Below are 12,157 nucleotides of genomic sequence, written 5' to 3' on the forward strand. Positions count from 1 at the left end.
CCAGGGTCGTGAAAAAAACCGTATCATAGTTTCGCTCTAAAAAGCCAAAACACAGAGGTACTGGAAAACGAGTAGAAGCTCCGAAATTTCACATCACTAATCAGCTTTTTAGCCTTAACTAAATCGTATTGGCTTTTAACCCACTTCCCAGAGGGCAAAAAATATATTTTCTTCCTCCTGCCTCCAGCAAGAATTGCCCTCTGTCTTTCCTCGCTAACAAAGGCTGGAAAAATTCATCATGGGTAGATGGCCATCATCTGGAAAACAAGTACAATTCCTTACTGATGAATCCATCAAAAACTTTTTGTAAGGGAGTGTCGATAATGACATTAGCAACAACTCCACAAACAAAGCCTTTAACAGATGAAGAATTACGGAAGATCAACGCCTACTGGCGTGCAGCTAACTATCTTTCAGTTGGGCAGATATATCTACTTGACAATCCGCTACTGAGAGAACCGTTAAAGGTGGAACACGTCAAACCCAGGCTTTTGGGTCACTGGGGAACAACACCAGGGCTGAACTTTATCTATGCTCACCTGAATCGGGTCATTAAAAAATATGACCTAAACACGATCTATATTGCTGGCCCTGGTCATGGAGGCCCTGGACTGGTAGCCAACACCTATCTAGAAGGCACTTACACTGAGTATTATCACAACATCTCCCAGGATACTGAAGGAATTCAGAAACTCTTCAAACAATTCTCTTTCCCCGGTGGTATTCCCAGCCACGTTGCACCAGAAACCCCTGGTTCCATCCACGAAGGCGGGGAACTAGGTTACGCCCTCGTCCACGCTTTCGGTGCTGCCTTTGATAACCCTGACTTGATCGTTGCTGCTGTTGTGGGTGACGGCGAAGCTGAAACAGGTGCTTTAGCAGCTAGCTGGCATTCCAACAAGTTTCTTAACCCCGTGCATGATGGGGCTGTACTGCCGATTCTGCACCTGAATGGATATAAAATTGCTAATCCAACTGTATTGGCACGGATTAGCCATGAGGAATTAGAAAGCTTATTTGTAGGCTACGGCTACAAACCCTACTTTGTTGAAGGTGACGATCCCGCAGATGTCCACCAGCAGATGGCGGCTACTCTAGATATAGCGATCGCCCAAATTCAAAGTATTCAAAGAGAAGTCCGCGTCCACGGTTTTACTGAACGTCCCCAGTGGCCGATGATTGTCATGCGAACCCCCAAAGGTTGGACAGGGCCAAAGGAAGTTGATGGCAAAAAAACTGAAGGTTCTTGGCGATCGCACCAAGTTCCTTTTGGCAACATCGCCAAACAGCCAGAACACCTGAAACTCCTAGAAGATTGGATGAAGAGTTACCAACCAGAAGAACTCTTCGACAGCAACGGTAAGCTGATTCCCGAATTAGCAGAACTGGCTCCCAAAGGTCATCGACGCATGGGTGACAATCCCCACGCTAACGGCGGCATTTTGCTGCGCGACTTGAAGATACCGGACTTTCAAGACTATGCTGTAGATGTTCTCAAACCAGGACAAGCGATCGCCGAAGCTACCCAAGTTGCAGGAATTTTTCTCCGGGATATCATGCAACTTAACCAAGAAAGCCGCAACTTCCGCATCGTCGGCCCCGATGAAACGGTATCAAATCGCTTAGGCGCTGTGCTAGAAGTCACGGACAGGGATTGGGCAGCCCAGATCCTCCCGGAAGATGAACACCTTTCCCCCGATGGTCGGGTGATGGAAATTCTCAGCGAAACTTGTTGTCAAGGATGGTTAGAAGGCTACCTCCTCACAGGACGACATGGGTTCTTCTCCTGCTATGAGGCATTTATCCACATCATTGACTCAATGTTCAATCAGCACGCCAAATGGTTGAAAACGACCAGACATATTCCTTGGCGTAAACCCATTGCTTCCCTCAATTACCTACTCACCTCCCACGTTTGGCGACAAGACCATAATGGCTTCTCTCACCAAGATCCCGGTTTTATCGACCATGTAATCAATAAGAAAGCAGAGATCGTTCGCGTGTATTTGCCCCCCGATGCCAACACCTTGCTATCTGTAACCGATCACTGTCTGAGAAGCCGTAACTATGTCAACGTCATCGTCGCCGGAAAGCAACCAGCATTGCAATACCTCAATATTGATGCTGCTATCAAGCACTGCACCAAAGGCATCGGTATTTGGGAATGGGCAAGCAACGACCAAGGCGGCGAACCAGATGTAGTGATGGCTTGTGCTGGGGATATTCCCACCTTAGAAACCTTAGCGGCTGTGGATATTCTGCGCCAGCACTTCCCTGAGTTAAAGGTGCGGGTAGTGAACGTAGTCGATTTGATGACACTACAGCCAAAAAGCGAACATCCCCACGGTTTGAGTGAAAAAGACTTTGAAACGATTTTTACTACAGACAAACCGATTATCTTTGCCTTTCATGGCTATCCTTGGCTGATTCATCGCCTAACCTATCGCCAGACCAACCATCATAACTTGCATGTGCGTGGCTATAAGGAAGAAGGAACCACCACAACTCCCTTTGATATGGTTGTGCTTAACGATCTCGATCGCTTTCACCTAGTAATGGACGTAATTGCTCGTGTGCCAAAGCTAGGATATAGGGCGGCTTATGTCAAACAGCATCTGCAAGATAAGCTAATTGAACACAAACATTACATTGAGAAGTACGGCGACGATATGCCGGAAATTCGGGACTGGAAGTGGCCGTATTAATAGGAAGACAGGCTTTTTCAGTTGAAGAGAATATACAACTTTGCTAACTCCCTGACTTTGTAGGTAAGGGAGTTTTCTTGACATTTCCCAAGAATAAATTCGGGGGATTCTAGCATCGCTGACGCTCTTTGCTTTTACTGGTTTTGCAACCAATAAAAGTAGGGAGAGCATCTCCAAAGCGCGTTAGTTTGGGGTTGCCCACCCCTACCGTTTGCACTACTTAAAATTACTTTGGCTCCCGTGAGGCTTTTTCCCTCTTTCTTCTCTGCTCTATTGTATTTAAGTTCTTTTGCTGCTGTTCGCGGTATTCTTTGAATTCACCACTGTTTTCATATTTTTCAATCCATTTGTTACCTTCCATGTCCCCCAAATCTCTTGTATATACCATATAAGTTTCAGGGTTTACACCTAATTTTTCCAAATGTCTTAAAGTCGTATACATCTGATGCATGTTAGGCTTATAGTGACCGCTTTTATCTGCGATCGCTTCAAGTGTGCCATTTATAACCTTAATGGCACCAGCACCTTTGACTGGGATGCCAGCTAAAGCACTTGAATGATGATACTCCCCTTCCTTATGGCCATCAGCATAGAACTTTCCATCAGGGCTAAGAACAAAAATCATCCAATCTTTTCCATTATCTGGTGCACCATGAGCTATCATACGTTCTGAGCTAAGGTCATCTCCAAAGGCATCTGTCCATGTACCTCCGCTAATCGTGACTCCTCTTGGTCTGCGCTCTGCTTCCGACTCCAGGTATTTGACTCCTGGAATATTGATGTTTTTTCGAGCTAGGTAATCCCAGAAAGACTCTGTAGTGGGAGGTGGTGAAGATTTCCCAGCATACTTTGATTTTGCTTTCCACTCCCAAAAATTTGTTTCGCCATCCTCTAGTTGTTTTTGCTCTTCAAAAGCCGTTCTCATCTCTTTGTCTTTTGCTTCTTGCTCATCCAGCCATTTTTTAATTCCAGTCTCATACAACCATTTTCCAAAATGTTCATCTCCTAATTTAAAAGCAGGTCGATGCAGTGCATCCCATGCCTCTAACCAGTAATTTTCGTTGGCCTTGTCGCGGTCATAATAACTTAAACTTTTAGATTTACCTTTTATCTGAGGTAAAGATGAATCTGTTCTTACTATCTTCTTCAGTTTATTCCAGCGTTCCTTCCCGGTTGTCTTTGGTTTAGTTTGCTCTTCTACTTTGCTTTTTGGTATCTCTGGTTTAGTTTGCTCTTCTACTTTGCTTTTTGGTATCTCTATGTTCGTTGGCTTCTTGAGCTTATCCGGGTCATGCCGCGATAGAAACTTTTGCAGGAGACCTCGAACCTCATCATCACTCAAGAGAGAGACAACCTTACCAGGGTTTAGCAGCAAATCAGGTAATTTTTCTCGTGCTTCTGTAATATCTCCACCCTCAAGAATATCTTGAGTTTCTTTTAGATGTTCTTTTAGACTTAGTTGCTTTTTACTATCGGAAGAACTAGGAGATTTTGTAACAGTTTTATAGTTTGAAGTGATAAATGTTGTCTTGAATTTAATATTTTTTATTAAATCTTCATTGTCTTTTCTTAACTGTTCAGCTTCGTTTTTTAACTTAATTTCTTTTACGATTAACTCAATTTCTTCTACGAATTTTATGATTTCTTCATCGCTTAAAGGAGTAATTTCAGTGAGTCCATTTTGGATTTTACTTGACAGTAAATCAGTTAATGATTTTCGTGATGATTGCATTATATCGTCGTAAAAAACTTTAAACTTCTGTTTTAATATGAACCTATCTGAGCCTCCTTTATATTGAGACAAAATAAAGTCTTCTATTTTATTTTTAGAAAAAAGATAGTCTGCTATTTTATTTAAATTTTTCTCAACCTCTCGATTGATATCGAATAAGGTTGTTTCTGATTCAGAGGAGGTACTTGGTATTTCATCTTCTGATTTCACCTCTTCCTTTGATTGCTGAGGTCGAAAATCTGAGGCTTGTGAATCTGTATAAATGCTCGATCCAGACTCGGATTCTAACTGTTGCGCCTCTTCCTCTGCTTTGATAGGCTTATTCGTTATCCGATCTGTTGTTGGTTTTCTGTTATCACTCAGCCACGGTTGTGAGTCAGTTGAAACTTTATTTTCTTGTGCTATCTGTTCAAACTTTTTAATCATATCTTGAACGCCAACAAGCTGGATAACATCTCCATCTGTCTGAGTTACCTTACACTGTATCCCATCTACTGTATTCACTACATTACCCGATGCACTTGATGCTGTTCTCTTATCGCTTACACCAACCTGATGCTTTAGTTTAGAAGCCGTCTGAATGGGAATATCCTTACTCTGCGGTTGATGCATTTGGCTTACGACATGTGTAGCTACCCTATTTGCTTCCTGCTCATACTTATCATCAGGTTGCCCAATTGTAAGTTGTGGCTGAATCTGTTGTGCTAAACGTGTTTCACGCCTTGTAAATAAATCAGGGATTTCTAACAGGTTAGGCTGACCCTTGCTACTTTCTTTTCTCTGCATCCAGAAGTTATTCATCTTGGCTTGCAATACACCCAAGCGTTCCTGTCCTTCTGGCGTTATCGTGCCATATTTTGCCTGGATCTCTAATTTTGTAGCGTCCATTTTTTGAATTTGGAAGGCTTGATTATCTATTTGTTCTTGGGTGAGAGGCTTCTCCGATGTCTCTTTACTCTGGATACCAAAGTATCGAGGTGTCAACTTGGATATTTCTTGGGGTTTTTGCTGACTTTGTAAGGTAGATTTGTGGACTCTTTGGAATTTCATTTATGACTTGTTTGTCACTCAGATCGAACGTATTGTAACACCAGAAGTGTTTGCATAATTCTTTAACTTTGCAATGAGAAGTACTTTAAGTTACTTAATGCATCAACTGCTACCCACCTTTATAGTTAGCGCTAGGATAGCTATGTATTTTATTAAAGTATAAATATGGCTCAAGCTTTTTACGTAAATCCAGTATCAGGTAGCGATACTAACGTTGGTAGCCAACAAGCCCCGTTTAAAACTATTACCAAAGCCCTCAAGGTAGCTACTGCTGATACTAAGATTCAACTGGCAGATGGGAATTATAATGCTGCTAGCGGCGAAGTCTTTCCGCTAACGGTTCCATCTGGCGTGACAGTGGTGGGTAATGAAACAAACACTGGCAAGGGCATTTTGATTGAAGGGAGTGGTAGTTACCTGAGCCGTACTTTTGCTGGTCAGAATGTCACATTTGTGCTGCTGGATAAAGCCGAACTCAGGGGGGTAACTGTAACAAATCTAGCTAGCCGTGGTAGTGGTGTCTGGATTGAATCAACTGCTCCTACTGTTGCTAATAGCACTTTCACCAACTGTAAGCGGGAGGGAGTATTTGCTACAGGTGAGGCAAACCCAATTATTCTAGGTAATGTGTTCAGTGAGAATGCAGCCAATGGAATTGCGATCGCTAAAAATTCCAAAGGTCAAATTCAAGGTAATACTTGCTTCAAAACAGGTTTTGGCATTGCTATTAGTGATACTGCATCACCCATCCTTCGAGATAACAAAATTTACGAAAACCGTTCTGGAATTGTCATCTCTGGTAGTGCCCGTCCTCTATTACGTAACAATGTCAGTGAAAATAACACTGATGATGGGATCACAGTAATTGGAACTGCCCTACCGGATATCGGCGGTACCAATAACTTAGGAGGTAATACTCTACGCAATAACGGTAAATTTGATTTGCAGAATGCCAGTTCTAACAAGCTGGTTTCTATAGGAAATAAAATAGATGCGTCTAAAGTCGCGGGAAGCATAGAGTTTGCAGATAGTTCGGTTCCCACGCCGACACCTATACCTACCCCAACACCCACGCCAACGCCTACTCCGACACCCACGCCAACACCCATACCAACACCAACGCCTACGCCAACGCCTACTCCGACACCCACACCAACACCCACGCCTACTATCGAATTAACCGATATTACGAATCATTGGGCAGGTGGGTTTATTCGGGAATTAGTCAAATTGGGGATAGTTAATGGTTTTCCCGATCGCACATTTAAACCTGATGCTACGATGACACGGGCGCAATACGCCGCATTATTAGTAAAAGCTTTCAACCCATCGCCAAACCGTCCCGTGGTCAAATTTAAAGATGTACCATCAGATTTCTGGGCATCCAAGGTTATTCAGCAGGCATATCAAGGTTTATTTCTCTCTGGTTTTCCTGACAATACCTTCGGCCCGAACAAAAATATTCAGCGCGTGCAAGTGATTGTCTCCCTAGTGAATGGGTTGGGGCTATCTACTGATGGTACAGCATCTATTAAAGCTTTCGATGACCAAGCCAAGATTCCTGAATATGCCAAGGATGAGGTAGTAAAAGCTATAAACAAGGACATTATTGTCAATCACCCGAACCTCAAACAACTCAATCCTACCCGTGATGCTACACGCGCCGAGGTAGCGGCAATAGTATATCAAGCCTTGGTAGACGCTGGTCGTGTAGCGGCGATCGACTCGCCTTATATTGTGACTGCTTAATTGGTAAACTAATCTGTTTTGCAAAATTGGATAATTTTTGTAGGGGCAATTCATGAATTGCCCTTACAAAAAGGGTTCTAAATTAGAGGCAGAGCAAATTCATATTTAATTTCAGAAACGCAGTTTTTAATTACTACTCGAACGGAGGCAAATTATTCGGGTCAATACCCTGAGATTGCAAATAAGCAATCAGTCGTTCTTTTTGCTGGCGTTCTTGTTCAATTTGTTCCACAGCCCACGGTAATAAATTACCAGATTGATCCCACCAGCGCAACCAATAACCAGTGCGAGCTTCTTTTGTTCCTTGCCAAGTTCCCAAAAATAAGCCCATTACATCAATCCAATGACGACCATTTTCGTCAGGTTGCTTTAACTCATAACGTTTATTTTCCAGTTGATAATATTCTAATAAACCGCCATCTGGTTCAAAAATTATATAGATGGGAATCTGCAAAATTTGCTCATAGAAAAACCATTTTCCTGGTGGATAAGTTCGCTTGACCGAATATTCTCCACCTTCAGTATCCGATAGAAATTCGATAGCGATCGCTGGAATATCTCCTTCTAAATTGGGTGTATAACTTTTACGATTACCCACAACTTGATTAACCGATGGTACATAAACCCAGTCAGGTGCTTTAGCAATAAACTGGCCGTTGACTGTCGCACAAAGACCAAAGTTGGAAGCTATCAACATCTGGGGTTGGATGAATCCACTGATTTCTAGGCTTTCACGCAAAGCACCAGCCAAAAGTGGCTGACCTGTATTCTCCACTGGTTCATCCTCTAGTTTAAAATCCTTGGGCAAGGCTTCCCAAGAGATTACCAGTTCAGTTTGGGATTTGGCTTCACTGAGTTGGGTTGCCATAAACACAGTATGAATTTATTTTTGATCTTATCGCTTTTGGGACGGTATGAAGGTGATGTCAGTCTGTCGGTGATAAAGTGACAAAATATGCATCCTAATATTTAATTCCTTGGAAAAGCTCTCACTTGCCCACAATGAATTAGAATAAATCCAAATATATAAGAATATTAAGAAAATTTAGATAAAAATTTTGTTTTATTAACAAAAACGATGCAGTTGAATCGAAGTAATTTTCTCAGGTTTCTGATCCAGCCAGAGCCAGGAAAACCAGCAATATCCAACGGCTTGCGGGCTGCATTAGCGTTAGGGGTTCCTATGTTAATTGGGCAACTCATCAACCAAAGGGAAATCGGATTATTTGTCGGTTTAATGGCTCACTTTGTCAACTTAGCAAATGTTGGTGGCCCTTACCAAATCAAAGCTAAGGCGATGGCGGCGGCTACTTTGGGAATAGCTGTTTCAGTATGTGTAGGTACTCTAGTCGCTAAAATTCCAGCGTTATCTGTAGTACTGACATTTTTCTGGGGACTTGCTTCAGGTTTTGCGTCAATGTATGGTAACGCTGGGGCAAATGTTGGTTTGGTGGTAGGGGTATCATTTATTTCCACGATCGCACAGCCAGGAAACTTGGAAACCGCACTCATGCGATCGCTGCTATGTCTAATTGCAGGTGGATGGGCGATGCTACTATCCTTAGTAATGTGGCCTTTTAAACCTTATGACCCACTCAGGATGGCTTTGGCTGATTGCTTTAGTGGAATCGCCAAGTACATTCAGGCATTTCTCGGTAAGGTAGCAACACCTGAAAATATTCTCGGAATTAGACAAGTATCAGAGACTGCACGGACTACTTTAGGTACTGCACGGATTGGAAAGCCGGCTCGGAGTTGCATGGATGAGCAGTTATTGGTGCTAATTCAGGATGGCGATCGCTTGCTTGGCTCAGTTATTGCCTGCTCCGCTCGAATTCCATCAATGATTTCCTGAAAATATCGATCGTATTCTTGTTCAAAAATCAAAATAGAAACGTGGGGTTTAAATAGATAAAAACTACTGTAATCAATAAAGCGATCGCATGGTGGCGGATATGATCTTCAATAAAACTAGCAATGAAATAATAACTGTGGTCATAGCCCTCTTGGTAACGCAAATTTAGCGGCTGCTTAACATTTGCACAAGCTTTCTCAAATACTTCAGGTAGTAATTGTTCAGTTAAAAATTTATCAGCAGTCCCTTGGTCAATGAGAATTGAACTGTGATATCCTACTTGTTTGACTAATTCACTAGCATCATAAGCACGCCAACTTTCTTGATTTCCACCAAGATAACCACCGAAAGCCTTTTGTCCCCAAGGACAACGCATAGGTGCAGTGATAGGTGCAAAGGCTGATACTGATTTGTAAAGTTCTGGGTTTCTCATCGCACAGACAAGCGCCCCGTGTCCCCCCATTGAATGACCGAAAATACCTTGTTTTTCAGGTTGAGTAGGGAAATTTGCATTAATTAAAGCAGGTAGTTCGTGGACGACATAACTATACATTTGGTAGTTTTTACGCCACGGTTCTTCTGTAGCATCAACATAAAAGCCTGCACCCGTGCCAAAGTCCCAGTCATCATCCTCGCCTGCAATGCCAGTATTACGCGGACTCGTATCTGGTGAAACCAGCATCAAGCCGTACTCAGCCGCAAAGCGTTGCACTCCCCCCGCCTTCACCATAAAATTCTCTTCCGTGCAAGTTAACCCAGAGAGAAAATAGAGAATTGGCACAGGTTTTTGAGTTGCTTGTGGTGGTTGATAAACAGCAAAACGCATTTCACCGTTACAGGTGGAGGAAAAATGACTGTAAAAGCCGAGTTTGCCACCAAAGCTTTTATATCCTGAAATGAGGTTGACGCTAGGCATTGATTATATTCTCGAACTACCTGGTAATTAGCACTATATACCGTAGTTGCGATCGCGTATCGCATTTCAATCAACCCTCAGACTAGGTAACTTAGTCCCGCACCTTTTACAAAACCCAGCATCTATATCATGGAAAGCCAATCCACAACTGGAACAAACCGTTTCTACCTGATTAGCAGTTTTCACAACTTGCTTAATTAAATCCCCCACTTGCCAGGGAATCAGTGCAATTCCTGTGAAAATCATCAATACCGTAAGCAAACGTCCTAATTCAGAAATTGGAATAACATCGCCAAATCCCACAGTTGTCATTGTCACAACAGAGAAATAGAATGCATCAAAAAATGTACCGTAATTTTGAGGATTAACCGGATGCTCGACTTGATATATTAAGCCAGAATAAATAAAAACAATTGCAAATAATGTAAATAATATTCGCGCAAAGATCATGCCATCTTCGGTGCTGATAGTAGCGAATAAAAATTTTCTATCTATAAATCTGATTAATCGTAAAATCCGAAACCATCGCAGTAGCCGGATAAAGCTAATATCCACCATCCCTAGAAAGAATGGCAAAATTGCCATTATGTCAATAATCGAATAGAAGCTAAAAACATACTGAATTTTGTTTTCTACACTCCACAAACGGAGTAAATATTCCACCGCGAATATGATGACGATCGCAGTATCGACTAGATGTAATTGAAATCGTACAGAATCAGGAATGTTATAAGTTTCTGCGACAAAGATTCCTGATGATAATAGTACCAAAGCGGCAAGTGTTAAATTAATCGCTTTACCTATCGGTGTTTCTAGGTCTTTTAAGTAGAATTCTGTTTCTTGTCTGCTCAATAACATATTCGACTATTAACTAATCTTAATTCCCAGTTATAGCATCAGAAATACGATACTATTAATAATTCTCCTTATATTAACCTCACCTTCTATGATTCCAGAATATTTTATGCGTTTAGCTTTGGCGCAAGCAAAAGAAGGAAATACGCCTTACGGTGCTGTGATTGTGAAAGATAATGAGGTTGTTGCCGTAGCTCATAATACTGTTGTCAGAGAGAACGATCCATCAGCCCATGCTGAAATCAACGTTATTCGTAGTTTAACAGCTAAACTTAAAAGCCCTTTTTTAGAAGGTTATAGTATATATACAACTGGCGAACCTTGTCCGATGTGTGCAACTGCTTGTGTTTGGAGTGGTTTATCAGAAATTGTATATGGTGCTTCAATTCAAGACTTAATCTCGATAAATCAATCACAAATTAATCTATCTTGTGAAGAGGTAATCGCTAAATCATTTAGAAACATCAAAGTCACCAAAGGCATTCTAAAAAATGAATGTTTGGAGTTATTTAAATAATCTACAACACATTTAACTTTTTCATTAGGTAAGTGCAAATCATTGTAGCAACTGTCTTGAAAGTTGCTACGGCCATTGGTTGGAATATTTTTTGTCCCCAATACCATTATCTGTGAGGTTATATATAAGGGAATACGGTTCAGATAAAACTAAAGCCCTTGTTCTGCGGGCAGTGTAGAGACGTTGCAATGCAACGTCTCTACAGACCTCTGTAGTTATCGAAAAAATCCTTAACCCAAGCGTATTGGTACATAACGCTCTTTTATGACTCTCGTCGGATAAAAATCATCCACTCTTATTTTTAAAGACTTTGATGAATTTAGGTGTAGGTTGGGTTGAGGAACGAAACCCAACACCAACAATCCCTGGTTTTGTTGGGTTTCACTAAAGTTCAACCCAACCTACGAATATTTTATTTTTTCGGAGTAATAAAAGAGGGATAAGGGGCTTTAGCCCTTTGCCTTATCAAGGTTGATTTCGTACTGCTTCATATAGAAATAGTATAAGTAACCGCAATATCGCAGATTTAGGCAAACGATCGCGGAAATTCATCTGAAATCAAATCCTTTAGCTTTCTCGTAACTTTGCTTAATTAATAAGTAAACCTGATGAGTCCCATCAGATTTACAAAAGTGATAAAACTTGATTAAAAATTGTAAAGCGTTGTAAAGTGTATTCACAGGCAAAGACAAACGAGCCTGATTCATAAATCACTAACCGCACTTATAAAACAATGACAACAACCTTACAACAGCGCTCAAGCGCCAACGTATGGGAT

Annotated in this window: 8 protein-coding genes; 4 read left to right on the forward strand and 4 right to left on the reverse strand. The window is 41.6% G+C overall.

What is annotated here, in order from left to right; all coding sequences use genetic code 11:
- Positions 1–323: 323 nt before the first annotated feature.
- On the forward strand, positions 324–2,705 hold the full coding sequence (locus tag HWQ36_RS13130; protein ID WP_292703069.1) for a phosphoketolase: 2,382 nt from the start codon (positions 324–326) through the stop codon (positions 2,703–2,705).
- A 226-nt stretch (positions 2,706–2,931) separates the two neighbouring features.
- On the opposite strand, the gene HWQ36_RS13135 is transcribed toward HWQ36_RS13130, so the two are convergent.
- The gene (locus HWQ36_RS13135; RefSeq protein ID WP_292703072.1) at positions 2,932–5,487 is read right to left on the reverse strand and encodes a hypothetical protein; all 2,556 of its coding nucleotides are present in this window, start codon (positions 5,485–5,487) and stop codon (positions 2,932–2,934) included.
- Positions 5,488–5,652: 165 nt separating this feature from the next.
- Between HWQ36_RS13135 and HWQ36_RS13140 the strand changes: the two genes are divergently transcribed.
- Positions 5,653–7,236: a DUF1565 domain-containing protein gene (locus tag HWQ36_RS13140; RefSeq protein ID WP_292703074.1), complete on the forward strand. Its 1,584-nt coding sequence runs from the start codon at positions 5,653–5,655 to the stop codon at positions 7,234–7,236.
- Positions 7,237–7,369: 133 nt separating this feature from the next.
- Here the strand turns inward: HWQ36_RS13140 and HWQ36_RS13145 are convergent, their stop codons facing one another.
- On the reverse strand, positions 7,370–8,104 hold the full coding sequence (locus HWQ36_RS13145) for a Uma2 family endonuclease (RefSeq protein ID WP_292703077.1): 735 nt from the start codon (positions 8,102–8,104) through the stop codon (positions 7,370–7,372).
- 210 nt (positions 8,105–8,314) lie between these two features.
- Between HWQ36_RS13145 and HWQ36_RS13150 the strand changes: the two genes are divergently transcribed.
- Positions 8,315–9,091: an FUSC family membrane protein gene (locus HWQ36_RS13150; RefSeq protein ID WP_292703080.1), complete on the forward strand. Its 777-nt coding sequence runs from the start codon at positions 8,315–8,317 to the stop codon at positions 9,089–9,091.
- Between the two features lie 28 nt (positions 9,092–9,119).
- On the opposite strand, the gene fghA is transcribed toward HWQ36_RS13150, so the two are convergent.
- Positions 9,120–10,007, reverse strand: coding sequence for an S-formylglutathione hydrolase (gene fghA / locus HWQ36_RS13155; protein WP_292703083.1), 888 nt, complete (start codon positions 10,005–10,007; stop codon positions 9,120–9,122).
- A 66-nt stretch (positions 10,008–10,073) separates the two neighbouring features.
- On the reverse strand, positions 10,074–10,865 hold the full coding sequence (locus HWQ36_RS13160) for an ion transporter (RefSeq protein ID WP_292703087.1): 792 nt from the start codon (positions 10,863–10,865) through the stop codon (positions 10,074–10,076).
- An 88-nt stretch (positions 10,866–10,953) separates the two neighbouring features.
- Here HWQ36_RS13160 and HWQ36_RS13165 point away from each other — a divergent pair, with 88 nt between their 5' ends.
- The gene (locus HWQ36_RS13165) at positions 10,954–11,379 is read left to right on the forward strand and encodes a nucleoside deaminase (RefSeq protein ID WP_292703089.1); all 426 of its coding nucleotides are present in this window, start codon (positions 10,954–10,956) and stop codon (positions 11,377–11,379) included.
- Positions 11,380–12,157 lie beyond the last annotated feature (778 nt).

The organism is Nostoc sp. NMS2, assembly GCF_017115105.1.
GTDB lineage: Bacteria > Cyanobacteriota > Cyanobacteriia > Cyanobacteriales > Nostocaceae > Nostoc.